We start from the raw sequence: 23,185 nt of genomic DNA, 5'->3' as shown, positions 1-23,185 counted from the left end.
GGCGGAGCCGGGGCAACCGGCGGCGGACCCAGCGGGATCACCAGGCCGACCGAGGCCAGCACGTCGCCGAACCAGTCTTCGTTCGGGGCGTTGACGCTGCGATCGTCGAAATCGGCGCGGTAGGCCACTTCGGCACGCACGGCGACGCGGCTGTCGAAAGTGGTCTGCAGGCCGACGCCGACCTTGGCGGCCAGGTTGCCGTTCTCGCGCTGGCCCGGGGAATCCGGGTTCGGGAACGCATCGAACTCTTCCTCGGCGCGCTGGTAGCCGACACCGAACAGCAGGTACGGGTTGTACTCGCGGGCTTCAGCCAGCCAGAAGCGGCGGAAGTCCAGCGACACGCCGTACTGGCTCCAGTTCAGGTTCTGGTTGTCGCTGAGGTTGGGGTTCTGGTAGTTGAGCTCGCCATCGACCGCCCAGTTCGGGCTGATGAACTTGCCCACGCCCAAGCCCAGGAACGGGGCATCGTTGGTGCCGCGGTCGCTGTCCTGGAAGTTGAAGCCCGCCGAACCGGTGAGGTACCAGCGGTCGTCAAACTCCTGTGCGGAAGCAGCCTGCGCCATGGCGAGGCCGCCAAGCAGCGCAGCGGCCAGAAGTTTCTTGTTCATCTCATCTTGCTCCTTGCTGATTCGGGGGGTGAAGAAACCGTATTGCCTCAGGTAATTGCAGACGCCCACTGACACTCTCCCGGCGGACATCCCTGACGGCCGTTCTGCACGTCGTCCCGCGAAAGCCTAGGCGGAGACAGGTGAAGACGGCGTTAACAGTACCATAACATGTGAAGACAGTCGATCCCGTCTCACTTTTGCGCATTCCCGGCCGGCCCGCAAGCGCTTTCGTGCACTGCAGGCCGGGGGCCATCCGGTCCGACCGCACGGCATACTCATTGGACCGCACCTTGCCTCCGGAACCCGCGCATGAGAGCTGTCGCCTTCACCCGCCACCTGCCCATCGACGACCCGGACTCGCTGCAGGACCTCACCCTGCCCCGGCCCGAACCCGGCCCGCAGGACCTGCTGGTCCGGGTCGAGGCGGTGTCGGCCAACCCGGGGGACCCCAAGCTGCGCGCGCCACGCCCGGACAACGCCGGGGTCGTCCATTCGCCGCCGCGGGTCCTGGGTTTCGACGCCGCCGGGGTGGCGGAGGCGGTCGGCGCCGGAGTGAGCCTGTTCAAGCCCGGCGACGAGGTCTATTACGCCGGCGACGTCACCCGTGCGGGCAGCAACGCCCAATACCAGCTGGTCGACGAACGCCTGGCCGGGCCCAAACCGACCACCCTGGACTTCGCCGAGGCCGCCGCCCTGCCGCTGACCGCGCTCACCGCCTGGGAACTGCTGTTCGAGCGGATGCCGTTCGACTTCGACGCCGAGGACAACCGGCGCAGCCTGCTGGTGGTCGGCGGCGCCGGCGGGGTCGGGTCCATCGCCATCCAGCTGGCCCGGCATGCCGGCTTCACCGTCATCGCCACCGCCTCGCGCCCGCAGACCCAGGCGTGGTGCCGGGACATGGGCGCGCACCACGTGGTCGACCACCGCCAGCCGCTGGCGCCGCAGCTGCAGGCGCTGGGCTTCGCCAGCGTCGACGCGGCGCTCAACCTGGCCGACACCGACCGCTACTGGGACGTACTCGGCGAACTGCTGGCGCCGCAGGGCCACGTGGGGCTGGTGGTGGAACCGGCCGGCCCGCTGCGCATCGGCGACCCGTACAAGGCCAAATGTATTGGCATCCACTGGGAATTCATGTTCGCCCGCGCCCGCTTCCGTACCGACGACATGATCTGCCAGCACCGGATCCTGGCCCGGGTCGGCAGCCTGGTCGAGGCAGGCCAGCTGCGCACCACGCTCACCGAGGTGCTGGGCCCGATCGATGCGGCCAACCTGCGCGAAGCCCACCTCCGCCTCGAATCGGGAACCACCGTCGGCAAGCTCGCCCTCGCCGGCTGGCCCGCCTGAAGCACGGGCCCCTCTCCCCCGGGAGCGGGGAACGGCGGGCAGGCAGACGCTTGCCGCCGCCCACGTTTGGCGGGACGATGCACGATCCGTACGCCAGCGTATCCGAACCATGACGCCCGCCATCGACACGCCCTACCCGCACCTGTTCGCGCCGCTGGACCTGGGCTTCACCACCCTGCGCAACCGCGTGCTGATGGGCTCGATGCACACCGGCCTTGAGGACCGCGCCCGCGACTTCCCCAGACTGGCCGCATATTTCGCCGAACGCGCCGGCGGTGGCGTCGGCCTGATCGTCACCGGCGGCTTTGCCCCCAACCTGGCCGGCTGGCTCACCCCGTTCGGAGGCAAGCTGTCCTGGCCCTGGGAAACGGGCCCGCACCGCCAGCTCACCCGCGCCGTGCACGAACACGGGGCGAAGATCTGCCTGCAGCTGCTGCACGCCGGCCGCTACGGCTACCACCCGCTGCAGGGGGCGCCGTCGAAGCTCAAGGCCCCGATCAACCCGTTCACCCCGCGCGCCCTGTCCGCGCGCGGCGTCGAACGCCAGATCGACGCCTTCGCCAGTGCCGCCGCCCGCGCCCGCGAGGCCGGCTACGACGGCGTGGAGGTGATGGGCTCGGAGGGCTACCTGATCAACCAGTTCACCGCCCCGCGCACCAACAGGCGCGGCGACGCCTGGGGCGGCAGCGCGGAAAAGCGCATGCGCTTCGCGGTGGAGACGGTTCGCCGGGTGCGCGAGGCCTGCGGCCCGGACTTCATCCTCATCTACAGGCTCTCGCTGCTGGACCTGGTCGAGGACGGCAACGCTTGGGACGAGATCGTGGCCCAGGCCCGGGCGGTGGAAGCGGCCGGCGCCACGATCATCAATTCCGGCATCGGCTGGCACGAGGCGCGGGTGCCGACCATCGCCACCTCGGTGCCGCGCGCGGCCTTCGCCGGGATCACCGCGCGGCTGAAGCCGGAGGTGGCGCTGCCGCTGGTGGCGGTGAACCGGATCAACATGCCCGAGGTGGCCGAAGGCATCCTCGCCGCCGGCCAGGCCGACCTGGTCTCGCTGGCACGACCGCTGCTGGCCGACCCGGAATGGCCGGCCAAGGCCCGCGCCGGCCGCGCCCACGCCATCAATACCTGCATCGCCTGCAACCAGGCATGCCTGGACCATGTGTTCGAGAACAGGACCGCCAGCTGCCTGGTCAATCCGCGCGCGGTGGCCGAGACCGAGCTGAACTACCTGCCCACGACGGCGAAGAAGCGCATCGCTGTGGTCGGCGCCGGGCCCGCCGGCCTGGCCTGCGCCACCGTGGCCGCGCAGCGCGGGCACGCGGTGGTGCTGTTCGACGCGGCCACGGAGATCGGCGGCCAGTTCAACCTGGCCAAGCGCATCCCCGGCAAGGAGGAGTTCCACGAGACCCTGCGCTACTTCGGACACCGCCTGGCCGAGACCGGGGTGGAGCTGCGCCTGGGCACCCGTGCCGGGCCGGAGCAGTTGGCCTGCTTCGACGGGATCGTGCTGGCCACCGGCATCGTGCCGCGCACGGTCGACTTCCCCGGTGCCAGCCATCCGATGGTGGTCGGCTACCTGGACGTGCTCTCCGGCCGCGCGCGCGTGGCCGACCGGGTGGCAGTGATCGGCGCGGGCGGGATCGGCTTCGACGTGGCCGAATTCCTGGTCCACGAAGGCGTCTCCCCCAGCCTGGACCCGGTCCGCTGGCGTGCCGAATGGGGCGTGGACATCGAAGGCTGCGGCCGCGGCGGCCTGACTCCGCCGCGACCGGAGCCGCCGGCGCGCGAAGTCTGGCTGCTGCAACGCAGCCCCGGCCGCCCCGGCGCCAGGCTGGGCAAGACCACCGGCTGGATCCACCGCGCCACGCTCAAGGCCAAGGGCGTGAAGATGCTCGGCGGGGTCGAGTACCTGGGCGTGGACGACGCCGGCCTGCGCATCCGCCTCGAGGGCATCGAGCAGGTCCTGCCGGTCGGCAGCGTGGTGGTCTGCGCCGGGCAGGAACCACGCCGCGACCTGCACGCGCAGTTGCAGGCCGCCGGCAGCACCACGCCGGTGCACCTGATCGGCGGCGCCGACGTGGCCGCCGAACTGGACGCCAAGCGCGCGATCGACCAGGGCAGCCGGCTCGCCGCCGCACTCTGACCCCTGCCGCCGTTCGCTCCTCCTGTAGGAGCCCACTTCAGGGGGCGACCCGATCCCGTCTGGAGATGCCACGTTCGACGCGTGGGCTCCGGAAGGGGAGCGTTCAACGCGGTTGCATGTCCGGCGGCGTCGGGTCGCCCCCTGAAGTGGGCTCCTACAGAAATCCGTCGCGGCGGATCGGATCGGGCCAAGTAGCTGAATACGCAGGGAAGTTTGCCAGGAGTCACGATTTCACACCCCGTGCCAGCCCCGCCTGTCAAGCGGACGCGTTCAGTTTCGGTTGGGAAACCGGCCCCTATCGTGCCGCCACTTTCCCGACCCGCCGCTCTTCCGGCAGGTTGCGCCGGCCCTCCAGATTCGCCGGCAACCCGGGCGGCCCGTGGACCTTCGGCCGCCTCCCCATGACGCCCCGCGGCGCCGTGCCCGCCCCCTTCCGGGACGAGGCGTGGCCACGCGCAGACGGAGCAAGGAGAAACTGATGAAACTGGCATGGATCCTCTGGCTGTCGCAGCTCCTGCCGCAGCCGGCCGCCGACTCGCTGTGCCTGAGCACTACCGTGTACCTGGAAGCCCGCGACCAGAGCGTGCGCGGCCAGGAAGCCGTCGCCGAGGTGGCCCTGCGCCGCCGCGACAGTGGCCTGTGGGGCGACTCGATGTGCGACGTGGTCACCGCGCGCAAGCAGTTCGCGCCGACGATCGTCTCGCCCAACACCCGGCTGGCCAACATGCAGGCCTGGGACCGTTCGATCGACGTGGCCCTGCGCGCCGAGCGCAACTGGGCACTGCCGGTCGGCCAGCGCCGCGAGATCGTGCCCGGCGCCAGCCACTTCGCCGCCCACGCCATCGCCAGCCCGAGCTGGAGCAACGCCTACCAGGTGGCCACCATCGGCGACCACACCTTCTACCGGGTGCAGCGGCTACGGCCACGGGGCTGACGCGACGGCGGCGCAAGCCGGGCTGCCGCGACGCTCCGTTGCGGCACCACCACGCATGCTGGACGACAGGCCCGCGCATAATCGCGGGCCTGTCTCTTTCCATCGCGAGGATCGCTGCATGAAGCTCTACACCAAGCCCGGCGCCTGCTCGACCGCGGTCCACATCGACCTGTGCTGGACCGGCCAGCCGTTCGAGGCACAGGTGGTCGACGCCGACGCCATGAAGTCGGACGTGTTCCGCGCGCTCAACCCCACGGGTGCTGTGCCGGTGCTGGTCGACGGCGACTTCGTCCTGACCCAGAACGCGGCCATCGTCGGCTACATCGCCGACCGCTTCCCCAAGGCCGAACTGGCCGGTGACGGCAGCCCGCGCCAGCGCGCCGAGGCCGGGCGCTGGCTGGCCTTCGTCAATTCGGACCTGCACCCGGCGTTCAAGCCGCTGTTCGGTCCTGGCAACTACATCGACGACCCGGCCCAGCACGAGGCGGTCAAGGCCAGCGCACGCAAGCGCGTGCGCAGCCTGTTCGAGGCGGCGGACCGCCAGTTGCAGGGCCGCGAATGGCTGGCCGGTTTCCGCAGCTTCGCCGACCCCTACCTGTTCGTGACCCTGCTCTGGGCCGGCCGCACCGGCATCGACCTGTCCGGGCTGGAAGCGCTGGCCGCGTTCGTCGCACGCATGCAGGCCGACGCCGGCGTGCAGCGCGCGCTCAAGGCCGAAGGCCTGGCCTGATCGCCAGCGGCACTGGCCGTGCCGGCGCGACTTCACCGGCGCGACCCTCGCCTGCCGGCGGCGGCTCTCCCCCGCCGCCGCCGGCAGGCTCAGGCCGGCTCTACCAGCGCCCGCTCCCAGTCGCTGGCGAAGCTGGCGCCCTTGCTCTTGGCCAGGGCCTGGCGCAGCTCCGGGAGCACGGCCTGCAGGCCGGCTGCGTCAGTGCAGCGCTCGATCTTCAGCTGCAGGAAATAGCCGCGCAGGCCCAGGTGGGTACGCACCGCCTCGGTCATGCGGCCGTACAGGCGCACGTAGTGGTCGGGATCAAGGGCGGGCGTGGTCGCGTCCGGCGCGACGTCCAGCACGGCGATGGCTTCGTCGGCGATCTGGGCCTGGGACGCCGGTCCTGCCGCGGATGCGGTGGTGGGCTCGGGTGGTGCAGGCAGCGGCACCGGCGGTGCCACCGCCACTGCCGGCCTGGCCATGGCCGCGGCGGCGGCGCTGCCTGATGCGGCCCGCATCAGGCCTTCCACGTCGAAGCTGTCGGTGGTCGGCTCGATCAGCCCTTCCGCCAGCAGGCGCTCCAGTGCGTCGTCCGGCGCGCGCATGCCGCCGGCCACCTGGCGCAGGTCGGCCAGCGTGCGCTGGCCGTCCACCATCAACAGCACGGTCCTCAATGCCGGCGGCAGGCGCCGGCTGCGGTCACGGATCTCGTCCCGACCCGCATCCGTCTTGCGATAGATCCCCTCGCGCATCGCTCCCCCCGAGCATCCGCGTCATCGATGTCACCCCCGCCGATCCCTCGGCACGAACTTCTGGTCCTCAGGCCCGGTGTAGTTGGCGCTGGGCCGGATGATCTTGCCATCGATCCGCTGCTCGATCACATGGGCGCTCCACCCGGATGTGCGCGCGATCACGAAAAGCGGGGTGAACATCGCGGTGGGCACGCCCATCATGTGGTAGCTGACCGCGCTGAACCAGTCCAGGTTGGGGAACATCTTCTTGATGTCCCACATCACCGTCTCCAGCCGCTCGGCGATGTCGTACATCTTCATGCTCGACTGCTCGGCCGACAGGTCCTTCGCCACCTGTTTGATCACCTGGTTGCGCGGGTCGCCCACGGTATACACCGGGTGGCCGAAACCGATCACCACTTCCTTGCGCTCGACCCGGGCCTTGATGTCGGCTTCGGCGTCGTCCGGGCTGTCGTAGCGCTTCTGCACCTCGAAGGCGACCTCGTTGGCGCCGCCGTGCTTGGGCCCGCGCAGCGCGCCGATCGCACCGGTGATGCAGCTGTGCATGTCGCTGCCGGTGCCGGCGATGACGCGCGCGGTGAACGTGGACGCGTTGAACTCGTGCTCGGCGTAGAGGATCAGCGAGGTGTGCATCGCCCGCACCCACGATTCGCGCGGCGGCTCGCCGTGCAGCAGGTGCAGGAAGTGGCCGCCGATCGAGTCGTCGTCGGTTTCCACGTCGATCGCGCGGCCGTTGTGCGACCAGTGGTACCAGTACAGCAGCATCGAACCGAGGCAGGCCATCAGCTTGTCGGCGATGTCGCGCGCGCCGGGATGGTTGTGGTCGTCCTTCTCCGGCGACACGCAGCCGAGCACCGACACGCCGGTGCGCATCACGTCCATCGGGTGCGCCGACGGCGGCAGTTCTTCCAGCGCGGCCTTCACCGCGGCCGGGATCCCGCGCAGCGACTTCAGCTTGGCCTTGTAGCCGGCCAGTTCGGCGGTGTTGGGCAGCTTGCCGTGGACCAGCAGGTAGGCGATCTCCTCGAACTCGGAGCTCGTGGCCAGGTCGAGGATGTCGTAGCCGCGGTAGTGCAGGTCGTTGCCGCTGCGGCCGACCGTGCACAGCGCGGTATTGCCGGCGGCGGTGCCGGACAGGGCGACGGACTTCTTCGGCTTGAAGGGGGTGGTGGTGGTGTCGCTCATCGGGATTCTCCCTGTATTGGGCCACCTTCTCCCGCGGGAGAAGGGCGAAACGTCACTTCTTCGCGGCGAACAGCCCGTCGAGCTTCTGCTCGAAGGCGTGGTAGCCGATGCGGTCGTACAGCTCCTCGCGCGTCTGCATCGCGTCCACCACGGACTTCTGGTGGCCGTCGCGGCGGATCGCCTGGTAGACGTTCTCCGCCGCCCTGTTGGCGGCGCGGAACGCCGACAGCGGGAACAGCTGGATCGCCACGCCCACCGAGGCCAGTTCGTCGCGGGTGAACAGCGGGGTCTTGCCGAACTCGGTGATGTTGGCCAGCACCGGCACCTTCACCGCGTCGACGAAGCGCTTGTAGGTGGGCAGGTCGTAGGCGGCCTCGGCGAAGATGCCGTCGGCGCCGGCCTCCACGCAGGCGATGGCGCGCTCGATCGCCGCATCCACGCCGTCGACCTGGATCGCGTCGGTGCGCGCGATCAGGAAGAACGACGCGTCGGTCTTCGCATCGGCCGCGGCCTTGACCCGGTCGGCCATCTCGCCGGCGCTCACGATCTCCTTGCCCGGGCGATGGCCGCAGCGCTTGGCGCCGACCTGGTCCTCGATGTGGCAGGCGGCCGCACCGGCCTTGATCAGCGACTTGACCGTGCGCTCGATGTTGAACGCACTCGGGCCGAAGCCGGTGTCGATGTCGACCAGCAGCGGCAGGTCGCACACGTCGGTGATGCGGCGGGTGTCGACCAGCACGTCGTCCAGCGTGTTGATGCCCAGGTCCGGCAGGCCCAGCGAACCGGCGGCCACGCCGCCACCGGACAGGTAGATCGCGCGGTAGCCGGCACGCTGCGCCAGCAGCGCGTGGTTGGCGTTGATCGCGCCGATCACCTGCAGCGGCGATTCGGCGGCCAGGGCGGCGCGGAACTTCGCGCCGGCGGACAGGGGGCTGGACATGGACGGTTCCTCGGTGCGCAGGGTGCACGCGGCACCGGCAATGTGTCACCCTGCCATCAGTTGATCAATCTTGATCGTATCGATCAATATTTCCCGATGGACCGCGACCTCATTCCCGCCACCGAAGCCTGCCGGATCCTCGGCATCAGCGCCGCCACGCTGTATGCCTACGTCAGCCGCGGCCTGCTCGAATCGCGCCCCGGCGCGGACCATCGCAGCCGCGTCTACCGGCGCCAGGACGTGGAGCGGCTGGCCCAGCGCAAGCGCCTGGGCCGCGGCCCCGCGCGCGGCGCGGCGCAGAGCCTGGACCGCGGCCTGCCGGTGCTGGAAACCCGGATTTCGCTGATCCGCCCGGACGGCCCCTACTACCGCGGCCGCCCGGCCGTGGCCGCCGCCGAAGCCGGCGCCACCCTGGAAGACATCGCCCGCCTGCTGTGGGACTGCGGCAGCCAGAATCCGTTCGCCGACCCGCCCGGCGACTGGCCGGCGCACATCGCCGCGCTGGCCACCGACGCCGGGCTGCCGCCGCTGAGCCGGTCGATGGCCGCGATCCCGCTGCTGGCCCTGCACGTGCCGCATTCATTCCAGGCCGACCAGCCGACCCGCCGCGCGGTGGCCGCCACCCTGCTGCGCCAGAACGCCGCCCTGCTGGTCGCCCGGCGCCCGGCCGGCCCGGTCCACCGCCTGCTCGGCGAGGCCTGGCGCCCCGGCGATGCGGCCTTCGCCGAGCTGGTCCGCGCCGCGCTGGTGCTGTGCGCCGACCACGAACTCAACGTGTCCGCATTCGCCGCACGCGTGGTCGCCTCCACCGGCGCGCACCTGCACGCCACCGTCTGCGCCGGCCTGGCCGCGCTGTCGGGTCCGCGCCACGGCGGCGCCACCGCCCGCGCCTACGCCCTGGTGGAAAGCGCGCGCGAATCGGCCGACATCGAAAGCTTCATCGCCAAGCGCTGGCAACGCGGCGAAGACCTGCCGGGTTTCGGCCATGCGCTGTACCCCGACGGCGACCCGCGCGCGGCCACCCTGCTGGCGATGCTGCGCGCCAACCCGGTCGACGCCGACACGTTGCGCACGCTCGAAGCGGTGATCGCCGCCGCCGAAGCCGCCAGCGGGCGGCGCCCGAACGTGGACTTCACCCTGGCCGCGATCTGCTTCGCGCATGGACTGCCGGCTGCGCCGGCGCTGTCGATGTTCGCGGCGGGGCGGCTGGCCGGCTGGCTGGCGCACGCGCTGGAACAGCAGGCGCCGGGGCAGGTGATCCGGCCGCGCGCGAGCTACACCGGACTGCAGCCGGAGGCCGACGCCGACGTCGCCCACGATTGACCGGAAAGGCGCCCCGCCCGCCCCGCCGTTTTGACTTCGCGGCGCGCGGGAACCCCGCTGCCCTGCACCCGAACCGCCCTGGCACGACCATGGCCAAGCCCTCCGCGCCCGCCCTGCTCCTGGCGCTTGCCGCATGCGCCGCGCCCGCGTTCGCGCAGGAACCGGCGGGCGCGCCCGCCCCCGCCTCCACGCCGGTTCCGCCGCCCCCGGCATGGATGGCAGGGGTCGACGCGCTGTACCCCGGGCTGCGCGTGCCCGGCCTGGACCGGCGCGACTTCGACCCGGACCAGTGGTGGCGGGTCGCCACGCCCTTGCTCGGCCGCGATGCCGGCTTCCGCAGCGAAGACATCGGCCGCAGCGTCGAGGGCCGCCCGCTCCGGCACCTGCGCTGGGGCACGGGCAAGACCCGCGTGCTGCTGTGGTCGCAGATGCACGGCGACGAGAGCACCGGCACGATGGCGCTGGCCGACCTGTTCGCCTTCCTTGGCCAGCACCCGGACCATCCCGTGGCGGCGCGGCTGCGCGCGAACACCACGCTGCACGTCCTGCCGATGCTCAATCCGGATGGCGCCGCGCGCTTCCAGCGGCGCAACGCGCAAGGCATCGACATCAACCGCGACGCACGCCTGCTGGCCACGCCCGAGGCGCGCGCGCTGAAGACGCTGCACGACCGCGTGCGCCCGGCGTACGGATTCAACCTGCACGACCAGGACCCCGGCCACCGCGTCGGCGACTCAGGGCGCGGCACCGCCATCGCCCTGCTCGCCCCGCCCGCCGACGCCGCCAACCGCGTCGACGCGGCCCGCGCCCGCGCGATCGAGGTGGCCGCCACGATCCGCATCGCCCTGGAGCCGCACATCGCCGGCCACATCGCGCGCTGGGACGAGACCTTCAACCCGCGCGCGTTCGGCGACCTGACCGCACAGTGGGGCACCAGCACGGTCCTGATCGAAGCCGGCGGCATCGAAGGCGATCCGCAGAAGCAGGCACTGCGCAAGCTGTATTTCCTTGGCCTGCTGGCGGCGCTGGACGGCATCGCCGGCGGCGGCCACGCCGGCGTCGCGCACGCGCTCTATCGCGACCTGCCGGAGAACGGCGATACCTGGGCCGACCTGCGCATCATCGGCGGCACGCTGGCGATCCCCGGGCAACCACCCGCGCGCGCCGACCTGCTGGTGAACTTCCGCGAGCCGCTGGCCTGGCAAGGCGGCAGCATCCGCGACATCGGCGACCTGGCCGACACGCCCGCGCGCAGGACCATCGATGCCAGCGGGCTGTTCATCGTGCCGGCTCCCGATACCGGCGCAGCGTCGGATGCGCCTTGCCGGATCGCGATCAACGCCGCCGCCTGTTTCCACCTCGCCCGCGACCCGGAAGGCCGCGACCAAGTGTGGACGTTGCGCTACGACCTGGATCCCGCGCGACCGGTGCCCGACGCCGACCGCTGAGCCGGGTCAGCTTACCGCGTCGGTGCCCAGCGCTGGCCCGGCCAGGGTTCCGTAGACACCCAGTGGCGGCCGAGAAAACGCTATGACCACAAGAACCCATCGAACAACTTGAAGAGATAGGCGGGCTGTTGCACTTCGAGTGCTAATTCACCGCTCTATGCTTGATGGTGCCGCCGCCAGACGATCTGACAGCTCAGCTACCGCGACAAGCCACTCCGAAAGATCTGCGTCAGCCCACAACTCATACAGTTCGGAACCCTCCGGCGATACGATTCTTGAGATTGCGGATTTTGCGGAGGGGATGAGTGCGATGAGTTCTAGCGCTGATTGGCGGGCAATCCAGGAGTTCAGATCGTCTGGCAGGTCGGGGCTGGGATAGCCAGCCGCGGCCGCTACTACCTCTGCTGCAACGAGTGCGGTCATAGCCTCGGGTGCTTCGATGTACGTCGACCCTTTAATTGCCTCAAGTGCGCGCTGAACAACCAACGTCGATTCAGCCTCAGCCCAATCGGACGAACGATCCAGAGCCTCGTCGTTGTCGAACTGTCCAACACCCCAAGTGCCCGCCTGCGCGGGGAATGAGAGAAGAAGGACGAGGATAGCGATGAATGCTTTCATGAGCCCTGAATTAAGCCGCGCGGCAAAGCGGCGTCGGCTTGAATGACTGGCTAGGGCACAACGCCACCAGCCATGCCGGCCTAGCGACCACGGCGATAAACCCAACGCCAAGCCAGCGGGACTGTGCATATCGCAACAAGCCCGAAGGCCAATGACATGAGGCCGACCCACGGTGGGTTGTAAGAGAAATCGTCGGGCCCAGCCAGAAGACGTGGCAGAACGATCTTACAGGCCAAGCTTGCCAGGAGTGAAACAAGAAAAATTAGGGCAAACCAACCCCTAATTTTTCTTTCCCGGACCTCACGCCAAGTCTCAGTCCGAGATACGTTTGAACTCGTCATCGTGTCCCCTCTTGCCCCCCAACTACCAGTAGACCCCCAGCGGGGGTGTAGCACCGAGTTTGGGGCGGTCCGTGAGAGGCGTCAATTGAAAGATTCGCCCTCCGATCAGGAGGTTGCCCCGATGCAGCCAAGACCACACCTTGGCTGGCAACCGGGAAAGACGGCGAGCAGACCCCGATATGTTTTATGACGGTCTGCAGCCCCCGATATCTCTCAGCACCGGCTACGGAAGGGCAACAGGCATCCGGGTGTGCGCGCCCGATGGGATCACCCGTTTTTTCACCGGCCCCTGCTGGCTTGCCAAGTCCTTCTGCACCGGCCCGCTCAGCCGCCCGCGTCCGCGCCCCGCTCCAGCGCGCGCTTCACTTCCTCCAGCGCGTTGGGATCGTCCAGCGTGGACAGGTCGCCCGGGTCGCGCTGCTCGGCCAGCGCCTGCAGCGAACGCCGCAGCAGCTTGCCCGAACGCGTCTTCGGCAGCGCGTTGACCACGTACACCCGTGACGGCCGCGCCACCGCGCCGAGCTGCTCGGTCACGGTGCGCATCATCTGCGCGGCGGACTCGGCCGCATCGCCGTCGCTGCGCTTGAGCGTGGCGAACACCACCGGCACCTGCCCCTTCAGTTCGTCGTGCACGCCGATCACCGCCGCCTCGGCCACGGCCGGATGGCTGGATACCGATTCCTCGATCTCGCGCGTGCCCAGGCGGTGGCCGGCCACGTTGATCACGTCGTCGGTGCGGCCGAGGATGAAGGCGTAGCCGTCCTCGTCGCGGATCGCCCAGTCCAGCGAGCTGTACAGCAGCTCCTTGAAATGGCTGAAGTAGCTGGCGATGAAGCGCTCGTCGTTGCCCCACACCGTGGTCAGGCAGCCCGGCGGCAGCGGCGGCTGGATCGCCAGCACGCCCTTCTCGCCGGGGCCGCAGTCGCGCCCGGTGTTCTCGTCGATCACGCGCAGGCGGTAGCCCGGTGCGGGCAGGCCCGGCGAGCCGAGCTTCACCGGCTTCATCTCGACCCCGGGCATCAGGGTCAGCACCGGCCAGCCGGTCTCGGTCTGCCAGTAGTTGTCGATCACGGTCTTGCCGAGCGCGCCGGCGATCCAGTCGGCGGTCGGCTCGTCCAGCGGTTCGCCGGCCAGGAACAGGTATTGCAGCTTCGACAGGTCGTGCCGGCGCAGCCATTCCGGGTCCTGCTTCTTCAGCACGCGCACCGCGGTGGGCGAGGAGAACATGGTGCGCACGCCGTAGCGCTCGCAGATCTTCCACCAGATGCCCGGGTCGGGCGACGTCGGCAGGCCTTCGTAGAGGATCGAGGTGGCGCCGGCGATCAGCGGGCCATACACGTTGTAGGAATGGCCCACCACCCAGCCGATGTCGGAGGTGGAGAACATCACCTGGCCGGCGCGGATGTCGTAGATCGACCACATCGACAGCGCCAGTGCCACCGCGTAGCCGCCGACGTCGCGCTGCACGCCCTTGGGCTTGCCGGTGGTGCCGGAGGTGTAGAGGATGTAGCTGGGCGCGTTGGCTTCCAGCCATGCCACGGGCACTTCGGCGTCGGCATGGGCCTGGCGCAGCGGGCCGTACTCCAGGTCGCGGCCCTGCTGCATCGGCAACTCGCCCGCTAGGCCGCGGTTGACCACCAGCACGTGCACCGGCGGATGCGCCGACAGCGCCAGCGCCTCGTCCACCATCGGCTTGAACGGGATCACCTTGCCGCCGCGCATGCCGGCGTCGGCACAGACCAGCACCTTCGGCTTCGCATCGTCGATGCGCAGCGCCAGGTTGTGCGAGGCGAAGCCACCGAACACCACCGAGTGCACCGCGCCGATGCGCGCGCAGGCGAGCATGGCGATGGCCGCGTCCACGGTGTGCGGCATGTACACCACCACCCGGTCGCCGGTGTCCACGCCCAGCGACTGCAGCGCGGCGGCGAAGGTGTTCACCTCGCGGTGCAGCTGGCGGAAGGTCAGCTCGCACACGCTGCCAGTCTCGCTGGACCAGCCGACCAGGGCGAGCTGGTCGCCACGCTCGGCCAGGTGGCGGTCGACCGCGTTGTGGCACAGGTTGGTGGTGCCGCCGACGAACCAGCGCCGGAACGGCGGATTGTCGTAGTCGAGGATGCGCTGCGGCGGGGTGTGCCAGTCGATGGCCTGCGCGGCCTCGGCCCAGAACGCTTCCGGCTCCTCGATCGAACGCCGGTGGAAGTCTTCGTAACGCATCGCCTGCCCTCCCGGTAGCTAGCCTGAAGGCTAGACCCGGGCCGGGCGGGCCGCGTTAAGACCTTGGTCGAAAATCCGCCCGCCGGACCGGGAAAACACCGGATCCAGCGGCATTCCCACGCCCGAAAGGTTGATCGGGCTCGTCAATGCGGGCGCGGCGGAAGGCGTCGTGGTCCGCGCCGGGACCACGGCGATGGCTCAGCGGGCAGCGGGCTGCTGCGCCGGCGCTTCCTTCACGTAACGGTCGAACCAGGCCAGCATCTCGGCGACGAAATGCTCGTTGGACTCCTGCGCGGCGTACCAGTGCGGCTCGAACGGCAGCATCACCAGCCGGGTGGTGCCGCCGTTGCCGCGGATCGCCTGGAACAGGCGCGGCGACTGGGTCGGCTCGGTGCCGGGGTTGGCGTCGTCGCTGCCGTGCACGATCAGCAGCGGCTCGTTGATCCTGTCGGCGTGGAAGAAGGCGGAGGCCTGGTCGTACACCTCGCGCGCGTCCCAGAACGAGCGGCGTTCGTTCTGGAAGCCGAACGGGGTCAGGGTCTTGTTGTAGCCGCCGCTGGAGGCCACGCCGGCGCGGAACAGGTCGGTATGGGCCAGCAGGTTGGCGGTCATCAGCGCGCCGTGGCTGTGGCCGGTGACGCCGATCCGGTCGCGGTCGACCACGCCCAGCTCCACCGCCTTGTCCACCGCCGCCTGCGCGTCGGCGACCAGCTGCTCCAGGTAGGTGTCGTAGGCGGTCTTCGGATCGCCGACGATCGGGAACGAGGCGTTGTCGATGATCGCGTAGCCGGCCAGCAGCATCAGCCGGTAGCCGGTGAGGCGGGTGAAGGTCTGCTCCGAACCGCTCACCTGCCCGGCCTTGGACGGGTCGGCGTAGTCGGCCGGATAGGCGTACAGGATCGCGGGGATGCGCGTGCCTTCCTGGTAGCCGGGCGGCGTGTACAGGGTGAACGACAGGTCCACGCCGTCCTTGCGCTTGTAGGTCACCAGGCGCTTCTTCACCCCGCGCACCAGCGGCGCCGGGTCGGGGAAACGGGTCACCGTGACCGGGGTGGAGGCGTAGGCGGCCTCGCCGGCGGCGGCATCGGCCTGCGCCTGGCCCAGCGTGCGCAGGAACAGGTTCGGCGGATCGGACGGCGACTGGTGCCAGGTCAGCAGCCGGGCGGTATCGCCGCCAGCGAAGTCGACGAACGACTCCAGCGCATCCGGTGCGCTGCGGAACAGGCGCGTGCTTGTGCCGCTGGCCAGGTCGTAGCGGTCGAGGAACGGGCGATTGCCCTGCGGCGAGGCGCCGGCGCCGGAGAGGAACAGCGCACCATCCCGCTGCAGCAGCACCGCCGCGCCGTTGGCCAGGGTGTGGAACCGCGGCGAACCCGGATCGGCGTACAGCTCGTCGGTGGACAGGTCCCACAGCACGCGGCCCTTGTCGCCGGCCTTGTCGGCATCGACCAGGGTGGTGGTGCGCCAGTTGCGGTTGGCGTCGTATTCGTTGAGCAGCGCGGCGCCGCCGCGCTCGAACCAGGCCAGGCCGGCGTAGCGCTGCTTCGTGCGCGCGAACTCCTTCGGCTTGCCGGTAAACGGCGCGGCCAGGGTCAGCAGGCGGTCGCGCGCCGGCACCTCGGTCTTCCAGTCGCCGCCGTCCAGTGCCTCGGCCCAGACCAGGGTGGCCGGCTGGTTGGCGCGCCAGCCGTAGCTGCGCGGGCCGGTCGGCACGCCGCGCACCGGCACCCGATCGGCCACCGGCAGGCTGGCAAGCACGCGGCTGCTGCCGTCGGCCAGGTCGAGCACCAGCATGTCGTGGGCGAAGCGGTTGTAGGTGGTCACGTAGGAATACGGGCGCTTGAGCTTCTGCACGCGCACGTGGCGGCCGTCGGGCGCGACGGCGACGCTGGCGTACACCGCCGGCGGGCCGACCCTGGCGACCTTGCCCGAGGCCACGTCGACCGTGGCCAGTTGCGCAGTGGCGAAATGGTCGAACAGCGCCTCGTCCTCCGGGCTGGAGAGCGTGTCGCGCGCCTCGTAGGTGCTGCTCTCGCCCTTGCCGCCGATGGCTTCCTTCATCTCCGGGCCGGGCGGCACCGCGGCCTTCTGCGGCATCGGGCCGAGGTCGGCCGGGACCAGCTTGACCAGCAACTCGTGCCTGGCGCCCAGCCATTGCACGTCGCTGCCCAGGAGCGTGTTGAGCTGCACGCCCTCGATCCGGCGCACGCGGCCGTCGCGGGCGTCGCCGACCCACAGTTCCACCCCGGCATCGGTGGTGTTGTCGAAGGCGAAGCCGCGCCCGTCCGGCGACCATGTCGGCAGGCCCGGACAGGCGCCGGCTGGCAGCGCCACCCCTGTTTCGCGGCCGCTGGCCAGGTCGAGCAGGCTGAAGCCGTCCAGGCAGGTGCGGATGCCGTAGCCGTTGGCGCGGTCGTGGCGGCTGTGGTTGCGCGGCTCCACGCGCACGCCGGCCAGTTTCAGGTAGGGCTCGGCGACGCGTTCGACCGGCGGGTACAGCGATTGCCGCACCAGCAGCGCGGTGGTGCCGGTCGGGTCGATCGAAGGCGAGGGGTTGAGTGGTGCGCGCAGCACGCCCAGCAGCGGCTCGGGCGGCTGGCGGTAACCCGCGTCATCGGCCGCCTGCGCGGACAGCGCGAACGCGCTGCCAGCCAGCATCGACACTCCCAGGATCCGCCCACTCACGCGCATGCCACGTCTCCACCGCAGTTGAAGGATGCGGCGAACGTAACACGGGAAAACATCGGCTTCCGGGCCGGAATCGCCGCATGTGCCATCGGTCATGACGATGCCGCAAACGGAAAGGGGCGGCCGAAGCCGCCCCTTTCGCATCGCATACCGCCGTGGATCAGAGCAGGTGCGCCACGCCGGCGCGCTCTTCTTCCAGCTCGGCCAAAGTCTTGTCGATCGCGGCCTGGCTGAAGGCGTCGACCGGCAGGTCCTTGATCCGGGTGTACTTGCCGTTCTCGGTGGTCACCGCCACGCCGAAGATCACGCCCTCGGGGATGCCGTAGGAACCGTCGGACGGCACGCCCATCGTCACCCACTTGCCGTTGCTGCCCAGCACCCAGTCGCGGACGTGGTCGATGGCGGCATTGGCGGCCGAGGCGGCCGAGGACAGGCCGCGCGCCTCGATGATCGCGGCGCCGCGCTTGCCCACCTTCGGGATGAATTCGTTGGCGTTCCAGTCGGCGTCGTCGATCTTGTCCTTCAGCGACACGCCGCCGGCGGTGGCGAAACGGTAGTCCGGGTACATGGTCGGGCTGTGGTTGCCCCACACCACCAGCTTCTCGATATCGCCCACGGCCACGCCGGCCTTGCTGGCCAGCTGGCTCAGCGCGCGGTTGTGGTCCAGGCGCAGCATCGCGGTGAAGTTTTCGGGCTTGAGGTCCGGCGCGGACTTCATCGCGATGTAGGCATTGGTGTTGGCCGGGTTGCCGACCACCAGCACCTTGACGTCGCGGCTGGCGACCTTGTTCAGCGCCGCGCCCTGGGCGGTGAAGATCTTCGCGTTCTCCAGCAGCAGATCCTTGCGCTCCATGCCCGGGCCGCGCGGACGCGCGCCGACCAGCAGGGCCACGTCGGCGTCCTTGAACGCCACTTCCGGGTCGTCGGTGCCGACGATGCCGGCCAGCAGCGGAAACGCGCAGTCCTCCAGCTCCATGATCACGCCCTTCAGCGCGGCCTGGGCCTTGTCCAGCGGCAGTTCCAGCAGCTGCAGGATCACCGGCTGGTCCTTGCCCAGCATCTCGCCGGAGGCGATGCGGAACAGCAGGGCGTAGCCGATCTGGCCGGCCGCGCCGGTGACGGCAACTCGAACGGGGGTCTTCATCGTGGGGATGTCCTTCGTTGGGTGTTGCGGAAACGGGGGTGCGTGGCGGGGCCGGCGCGGGCCGGCGCTGCCGCGCAGGTTAATAGACGTCGTAGCCCAGCGGACCCAGTCTTTGGTCCAATGCGGCGGTGTCGTAGCCGCGGACCACCGCCTGGCCGATCACGGTCACCGGTACGCCACGGGTACCCAGTGCGCGCATCGCCCGATCGCCGTCGTCCTGGTCGATGTCGAGGACGCGGTAGCGCACGCCGGCGCGCTCGAAATCGCCCTGCTGTTTCCTGCAGTAGCCGCACCACTCCGCGGCGAGCATCACGATGCCCTGCTCGCCGGTGGCCAGGCGCGGGTCGTCGGGATGCAGTTCCGGCACGCGGGCCTTCGACCACCAGGCGAACAGGCCGCCGGCCAGGCCGAGGATCATCAGGAAGCCGAGGATGCGCATGGGTCCGTCGTCGCGAGCCGGTCGTCGGGAGCCGGCGATTCTACCATCCGCCCCCTTGCCGACCGGCGCCCCCCATGGCTGCAACAGTCCGCTGCGCCGCGGGCCGGCCGCACGGCCGGCCCTGCCTGCGAGGATCAGGCGCTGAGGTGGCGGTTCCACTCGGCGACGCGGTCGGCCTTGGCCGCCAGCACCGCCTCGGCATCGCCCTCGATCTTCACCGAGTTGATCGCATCACCCTGGGCGACGGCATCGACCACGTCCAGGCCCTCGACCACCTTGCCGAACACGGTATGGCGCCCGTCCAGCCACGGGGTAGCCACGTGGGTGATGAAGAACTGGCTGCCATTGGTGTTCGGGCCGGCGTTGGCCATGGACAGCACGCCGCGCTCGTGGGCCACGCCATTGCCGGTCTCGTCCTCGAAGCGGTAGCCCGGGCCACCGCGGCCGGAACCTTCCGGGCAGCCGCCCTGGACCATGAAATCCGGGATCACCCGGTGGAAATTCAGGCCGTCGTAGAAGCCGCGCCTGGCCAGGTTGACGAAATTGGCCACGGTCAGCGGCGCCTTCTCGGGCAGCAGCTCGACCCGGATCGGGCCGCGGGCGGTGTCGAAGGTGGCGATCAGGCTCATGTATTCAGCTCCAGGTGCCCGGACCGGGCGGTTGACCGGCTATAATAGCGCGCTTCCTTCCGTCCACCCCTCGCGCCCTGCCCCTTCGAAGGGGGTATCCGGGTGCGCTTTTTCGATCCCACGCGATCCGATCCCAGAATCCATGTCCATCCAGAACCTGCGCAACATCGCCATCGTCGCCCACGTCGACCACGGCAAGACCACCCTGGTCGACCAGCTGCTCAAGCAGTCCGGCACCTTCAGCGAGCGTGCGCAGGTCGGCGAGCGCGTGATGGACAGCAACGACCTGGAAAAGGAACGTGGCATCACGATCCTGTCCAAGAACACCGCGATCCGCTGGACTTCGCCCGAGGGCGAGGAATACCGCATCAACATCGTCGACACCCCCGGCCACGCCGACTTCGGCGGCGAGGTCGAGCGCGTGCTGTCGATGGTCGACTCGGTGCTGATCCTGGTCGACGCGATGGACGGCCCGATGCCGCAGACCCGCTTCGTCACCCAGAAGGCCTTCGCGATGGGTTTCAAGCCGATCGTGGTGATCAACAAGGTCGACCGCCCCGGCGCGCGCCCGGACTGGGTGCTCAACCAGACCTTCGACCTGTTCGACCGCCTCGGCGCCACCGACGAGCAACTCGATTTCCAGGTCGTGTACGCCTCCGGCCTGAACGGCTACGCCGGCCTGACCGAGGACGTGCGCTCGGGCGACATGACCCCGCTGTTCCAGGCGATCGTGAACCATGTCCCGCCGCCGCCGGTGGACCTGGAAGGCCCGTTCCAGATGCGCATCACCTCGCTGGACTACAACAACTACGTCGGCATCATCGGTGTCGGCCGGGTGCAGCGCGGCACGATCCGCACCAACATGCCGGTCACGGTGATGGACCGCGAGGGCAAGACCCGCAACGGCAAGGTGCTGCAGGTGCTGGGCTTCCACGGCCTGGAACGGCACGAGGTCAAGGAAGCGCAGGCCGGCGACATTATTGCCATCTCCGGCATCGAGGCGCTGGGCATCTCCGACACCATCTGCGACACCTCCGCGGTCGAGCAGCTGCCGGCGCTCACCGTGGACGAGCCGACCATCAGCATGACCTTCCAGGTCAACGATTCGCCGTTCGCCGGGGTTAAGGACCGCAGCGGCGGCAAGTTCCTCACCAGTCGCCAGCTGCGCGACCGCCTGACCCGCGAGACCCAGCACAACGTGGCGCTGAAGGTCGAGGACACCGAGGACGCCGACAAGTTCAAGGTCAGCGGCCGCGGCGAACTGCACCTGTCGATCCTGATCGAGACCATGCGCCGCGAGGGCTACGAACTGGCCGTGTCGCGCCCGGAAGTGATCGTCAAGGAGATCGACGGCACCATGCAGGAGCCGTACGAGCAGCTCGTGGTCGACCTGGACGAGCAATACCAGGGCGGCGTGATGGGCCGCCTCGGCGAGCGCAAGGCGCTGCTGCAGAACATGGAACCGGACGGCAAGGGCCGCGTGCGCCTGGAGTTCATCATCCCGGCGCGCGGGCTGATCGGCTTCCAGACCGAGTTCCGCACCCTCACCGCCGGCACCGGCCTGCTGTTCCACGTGTTCGACCACTACGGCCCGAAGGCCGACGGCAGCATCGGCCAGCGCCAGAATGGCGTGCTGATCTCCAACGGCACCGGCCCGTCGCCCGCCTACGCGCAGATGGCGATGCAGGAGCGCGGCCGGCTGATGATCGAGCCGGGCGAGGAGATCTACGAGGGCCAGATCGTCGGCATCCATTCCAAGGACAACGACCTGACCGTCAACGCGCTGCGCGGCAAGCAGCTGACCAACTTCCGCGCCGCCGGCAAGGACGACGACGAAGGCCTGATCCCGCCGGTCAAGCTGTCGCTGGAACAGGCGCTGGAGTTCATCGACGACGACGAACTGGTCGAGGTCACCCCGCAGCAGATCCGCCTGCGCAAGAAGTTCCGCTCCGAAACCGACCGCAAGCGCGCCTCGCGCGCCGCCTGAGCACCATCCCTCCCCGCGGCGGTTTGCCAACCGCCGCCACCGGCGGTAGCCTCGGCCCCGTCGCCGTGGGGAAGCAAGGCATGCGTCTGCTCGCACTGCTGGCGGTCGCGCTGCTGTGCACAGGCGCAGCGGGTTGCCGCCGCGAGGATCCTGCCGTGCCGGCGCCGCCGGCGCAGGCAGCCGTCGCGCCCGCCGCGGCAGCCGCCTTCCCCTACGCCGAAGCCGACATCGCGGAACTGCAGGCGGCGATGGAGCGCGGCGAGACCAGCAGCCATGCGCTGGTCCAGGCCTACCTGGCGCGGATCATCGCCCTGGACCGCAACGGGCCCCGGCTCAACGCCATCATCGAACTCAACCCGCTCGCGCGCAGCGAGGCCAGCACGCTGGATGCCGAGCGCGCCGCCGGCCGCGTGCGCGGGCCGCTGCACGGCATCCCGGTCCTGCTCAAGGACAACATCGACGCCGCGCCCATGGCCACCAGTGCCGGCTCGCTGGCCCTGGCCGACTTCCGCCCGGGCACCGACGCCTTCCTGGTGAGCCGGCTGCGCGAGGCCGGCGCGGTGATCCTGGGCAAGACCAACCTGAGCGAATGGGCGAACTTCCGCTCCACCCGTTCCACCTCCGGCTGGAGTTCGGTGCGCGGCCAGACCCGCAACCCCTACGCCCTGGACCGGTCGCCCTGCGGCTCCAGTTCCGGCACCGCGGTGGCGGTGGCGGCCAACCTGGGCGCGGTCGGCATCGGCACCGAGACCGATGGCAGCATTCTCTGCCCGGCGGCGGTGAACGGGCTGGTCGGGCTCAAGCCGACGGTCGGCCTGGTCAGCCGCGACGGCATCGTGCCGATCTCCAGCAGCCAGGACACCGCCGGCCCGATGACCCGCACCGTCGAGGACGCCGCGCTGCTGCTGGCCGCCATCGCCGGCCGCGACCCGGCCGACCCGGCCACCGCCGACAACAGCGCGCTCACCACCTTCGACTACGCCGCGCGCCTGCGCGACAGCAGCCTGCGTGGCGTGCGCATCGGCCTGCTGCAGGACAAGCTGGCGATCTCGCCGGAAGTGGCCGCGGCGACCACGCGCGCCGTCGCGGCCCTGCGCGAGGCCGGCGCGATCGTGGTCCAGGCCCGGATCCCCACCGAGGGCCAGTGGGACGCCGACGAGCGCGAGGTACTGCTGTCCGAGTTCGGCCCATCGCTGGAGCGCTACCTGGGCCGGCGCCAGGCGCCGCTGCGCAACCTGGGCGAACTGATCGACTGGAACCGGCGCCACGCCAACCGGGTCATGCCGCTGTTCGGCCAGGAACTGTTCGAACAGGCCGCAACGCGCCCGGGCCTGGCCTCGCCGGCGTACATCGCGGCGCGCACGCGCGCGCGCCGGCTGGCCGGCCCCGAAGGCATCGATGCGGCGCTGCGGGCGCAACAACTGGACGTGCTGGTGGCGCCCACCACCGGCGTCGCCTGGCCGCTGGATCCCGCGCATGGCGACACCTTCCCCGGCGACGGCTACGGCGCCGCGGCGGTCGCCGGCTATCCGGCGCTGACCGTGCCGATGGGCCACAGCAACGGGTTGCCGCTCGGACTGGTGTTCATCGGCCCGGCCTGGAGCGAGGCGCGGCTGCTGCGGATCGGCCACGCCTACGAGCAGCTCACCCGCGCGCGCCGCCCGCCCACGTTCCGCGCCAGCGTCGAGTCGCCGGCGGCGGCAGGCGCGCCGGCGCACGCGGCGCATTGA

Annotated in this window: 18 protein-coding genes; 8 read left to right on the top strand and 10 right to left on the bottom strand. The window is 70.2% G+C overall.

Features of this window, described 5'->3' with window-relative positions:
• Positions 1-608 (bottom strand): porin family protein (locus CSC64_RS07530; protein WP_162434709.1); only part of this gene is annotated, 608 nt, incomplete at its 3' end.
• Positions 609-917: 309 nt separating this feature from the next.
• On the opposite strand from CSC64_RS07530, the gene CSC64_RS07525 reads away from it, so the two are divergent.
• The 4 genes from CSC64_RS07525 (at position 918) to CSC64_RS07510 (ending at position 5,762) form a co-directional block, all read left to right on the top strand.
• Positions 918-1,952, top strand: a complete 1,035-nt coding sequence (locus tag CSC64_RS07525; protein ID WP_162434708.1) for a zinc-binding alcohol dehydrogenase family protein — start codon at positions 918-920, stop codon at positions 1,950-1,952.
• A gap of 109 nt (positions 1,953-2,061) precedes the next feature.
• Entirely contained in the window at positions 2,062-4,098 is a 2,037-nt protein-coding gene (locus tag CSC64_RS07520) for an NADPH-dependent 2,4-dienoyl-CoA reductase (RefSeq protein WP_162434707.1), read from the top strand.
• 478 nt (positions 4,099-4,576) lie between these two features.
• Positions 4,577-5,032: a cell wall hydrolase gene (locus tag CSC64_RS07515; RefSeq protein ID WP_162434706.1), complete on the top strand. Its 456-nt coding sequence runs from the start codon at positions 4,577-4,579 to the stop codon at positions 5,030-5,032.
• Positions 5,033-5,150: 118 nt separating this feature from the next.
• Entirely contained in the window at positions 5,151-5,762 is a 612-nt protein-coding gene (locus tag CSC64_RS07510) for a glutathione S-transferase family protein (RefSeq protein WP_162434705.1), read from the top strand.
• An 89-nt stretch (positions 5,763-5,851) separates the two neighbouring features.
• On the opposite strand, the gene CSC64_RS07505 is transcribed toward CSC64_RS07510, so the two are convergent.
• From CSC64_RS07505 to prpB, 3 genes are read right to left on the bottom strand one after another with little or no spacing between them, the layout of a single operon-like run.
• Positions 5,852-6,496 (bottom strand): hypothetical protein, encoded by a 645-nt coding sequence (locus tag CSC64_RS07505; protein ID WP_162434704.1) that lies wholly within the window; start codon positions 6,494-6,496, stop codon positions 5,852-5,854.
• Positions 6,497-6,526: 30 nt separating this feature from the next.
• Positions 6,527-7,681, bottom strand: coding sequence for a bifunctional 2-methylcitrate synthase/citrate synthase (gene prpC / locus CSC64_RS07500; protein ID WP_162434703.1), 1,155 nt, complete (start codon positions 7,679-7,681; stop codon positions 6,527-6,529).
• A 52-nt stretch (positions 7,682-7,733) separates the two neighbouring features.
• Complete coding sequence (prpB, locus tag CSC64_RS07495) at positions 7,734-8,621, bottom strand: methylisocitrate lyase (protein WP_162434702.1); 888 nt, start codon at positions 8,619-8,621, stop codon at positions 7,734-7,736.
• Between the two features lie 96 nt (positions 8,622-8,717).
• On the opposite strand from prpB, the gene CSC64_RS07490 reads away from it, so the two are divergent.
• Both CSC64_RS07490 and CSC64_RS07485 read left to right on the top strand, forming a co-directional pair.
• Positions 8,718-9,944, top strand: coding sequence for a citrate synthase family protein (locus CSC64_RS07490; protein ID WP_162434701.1), 1,227 nt, complete (start codon positions 8,718-8,720; stop codon positions 9,942-9,944).
• A 215-nt stretch (positions 9,945-10,159) separates the two neighbouring features.
• Positions 10,160-11,392: a M14 family zinc carboxypeptidase gene (locus CSC64_RS07485; RefSeq protein ID WP_162434700.1), complete on the top strand. Its 1,233-nt coding sequence runs from the start codon at positions 10,160-10,162 to the stop codon at positions 11,390-11,392.
• A gap of 147 nt (positions 11,393-11,539) precedes the next feature.
• On the opposite strand, the gene CSC64_RS07480 is transcribed toward CSC64_RS07485, so the two are convergent.
• The 6 genes from CSC64_RS07480 to CSC64_RS07455 form a co-directional block, all read right to left on the bottom strand.
• The gene (locus CSC64_RS07480) at positions 11,540-12,010 is read right to left on the bottom strand and encodes a DUF4259 domain-containing protein (RefSeq protein WP_162434699.1); all 471 of its coding nucleotides are present in this window, start codon (positions 12,008-12,010) and stop codon (positions 11,540-11,542) included.
• 665 nt (positions 12,011-12,675) lie between these two features.
• Positions 12,676-14,568 (bottom strand): propionate--CoA ligase, encoded by a 1,893-nt coding sequence (gene prpE / locus CSC64_RS07475; RefSeq protein WP_162434698.1) that lies wholly within the window; start codon positions 14,566-14,568, stop codon positions 12,676-12,678.
• A 198-nt stretch (positions 14,569-14,766) separates the two neighbouring features.
• Entirely contained in the window at positions 14,767-17,226 is a 2,460-nt protein-coding gene (locus tag CSC64_RS07470; RefSeq protein WP_238389803.1) for a S9 family peptidase, read from the bottom strand.
• Between the two features lie 190 nt (positions 17,227-17,416).
• The gene (locus CSC64_RS07465; RefSeq protein ID WP_162434696.1) at positions 17,417-18,400 is read right to left on the bottom strand and encodes a malate dehydrogenase; all 984 of its coding nucleotides are present in this window, start codon (positions 18,398-18,400) and stop codon (positions 17,417-17,419) included.
• 79 nt (positions 18,401-18,479) lie between these two features.
• Positions 18,480-18,839 carry a glutaredoxin family protein gene (locus CSC64_RS07460; protein WP_162434695.1) on the bottom strand — a complete coding sequence of 120 codons (360 nt, stop codon included), beginning with the start codon at positions 18,837-18,839 and terminating at the stop codon, positions 18,480-18,482.
• Positions 18,840-18,973: 134 nt separating this feature from the next.
• A complete protein-coding gene (locus CSC64_RS07455) occupies positions 18,974-19,468 on the bottom strand; it encodes a peptidylprolyl isomerase (RefSeq protein ID WP_162434694.1) in 495 nt (164 codons plus the stop codon).
• A 142-nt stretch (positions 19,469-19,610) separates the two neighbouring features.
• Between CSC64_RS07455 and typA the strand changes: the two genes are divergently transcribed.
• A complete protein-coding gene (gene typA / locus CSC64_RS07450; RefSeq protein ID WP_162434693.1) occupies positions 19,611-21,455 on the top strand; it encodes a translational GTPase TypA in 1,845 nt (614 codons plus the stop codon).
• A gap of 80 nt (positions 21,456-21,535) precedes the next feature.
• A complete protein-coding gene (locus CSC64_RS07445) occupies positions 21,536-23,185 on the top strand; it encodes an amidase (protein ID WP_162434692.1) in 1,650 nt (549 codons plus the stop codon).

It is taken from the genome of Pseudoxanthomonas koreensis, assembly GCF_010093225.1.
Classification (GTDB): Bacteria; Pseudomonadota; Gammaproteobacteria; order Xanthomonadales; family Xanthomonadaceae; genus Pseudoxanthomonas; species Pseudoxanthomonas koreensis.
The sequence above is the reverse complement of the archived record's forward strand: the minus strand, read 5'-3'. Positions and strand labels throughout refer to the sequence as shown.

Coding starts and splice junctions, on each gene's coding strand:
- CSC64_RS07525 (WP_162434708.1), top strand. CDS start 918: ATGAGAGCTGTCGCCTTCACCCGCCACCTGCCCATCGACGACCCGGAC.
- CSC64_RS07520 (WP_162434707.1), top strand. CDS start 2,062: ATGACGCCCGCCATCGACACGCCCTACCCGCACCTGTTCGCGCCGCTG.
- CSC64_RS07515 (WP_162434706.1), top strand. CDS start 4,577: ATGAAACTGGCATGGATCCTCTGGCTGTCGCAGCTCCTGCCGCAGCCG.
- CSC64_RS07510 (WP_162434705.1), top strand. CDS start 5,151: ATGAAGCTCTACACCAAGCCCGGCGCCTGCTCGACCGCGGTCCACATC.
- CSC64_RS07505 (WP_162434704.1), bottom strand. CDS start 6,496: ATGCGCGAGGGGATCTATCGCAAGACGGATGCGGGTCGGGACGAGATC.
- prpC (WP_162434703.1), bottom strand. CDS start 7,681: ATGAGCGACACCACCACCACCCCCTTCAAGCCGAAGAAGTCCGTCGCC.
- prpB (WP_162434702.1), bottom strand. CDS start 8,621: ATGTCCAGCCCCCTGTCCGCCGGCGCGAAGTTCCGCGCCGCCCTGGCC.
- CSC64_RS07490 (WP_162434701.1), top strand. CDS start 8,718: ATGGACCGCGACCTCATTCCCGCCACCGAAGCCTGCCGGATCCTCGGC.
- CSC64_RS07485 (WP_162434700.1), top strand. CDS start 10,160: ATGGCAGGGGTCGACGCGCTGTACCCCGGGCTGCGCGTGCCCGGCCTG.
- CSC64_RS07480 (WP_162434699.1), bottom strand. CDS start 12,010: ATGAAAGCATTCATCGCTATCCTCGTCCTTCTTCTCTCATTCCCCGCG.
- prpE (WP_162434698.1), bottom strand. CDS start 14,568: ATGCGTTACGAAGACTTCCACCGGCGTTCGATCGAGGAGCCGGAAGCG.
- CSC64_RS07470 (WP_238389803.1), bottom strand. CDS start 17,226: ATGCTGGCTGGCAGCGCGTTCGCGCTGTCCGCGCAGGCGGCCGATGAC.
- CSC64_RS07465 (WP_162434696.1), bottom strand. CDS start 18,400: ATGAAGACCCCCGTTCGAGTTGCCGTCACCGGCGCGGCCGGCCAGATC.
- CSC64_RS07460 (WP_162434695.1), bottom strand. CDS start 18,839: ATGCGCATCCTCGGCTTCCTGATGATCCTCGGCCTGGCCGGCGGCCTG.
- CSC64_RS07455 (WP_162434694.1), bottom strand. CDS start 19,468: ATGAGCCTGATCGCCACCTTCGACACCGCCCGCGGCCCGATCCGGGTC.
- typA (WP_162434693.1), top strand. CDS start 19,611: ATGTCCATCCAGAACCTGCGCAACATCGCCATCGTCGCCCACGTCGAC.
- CSC64_RS07445 (WP_162434692.1), top strand. CDS start 21,536: ATGCGTCTGCTCGCACTGCTGGCGGTCGCGCTGCTGTGCACAGGCGCA.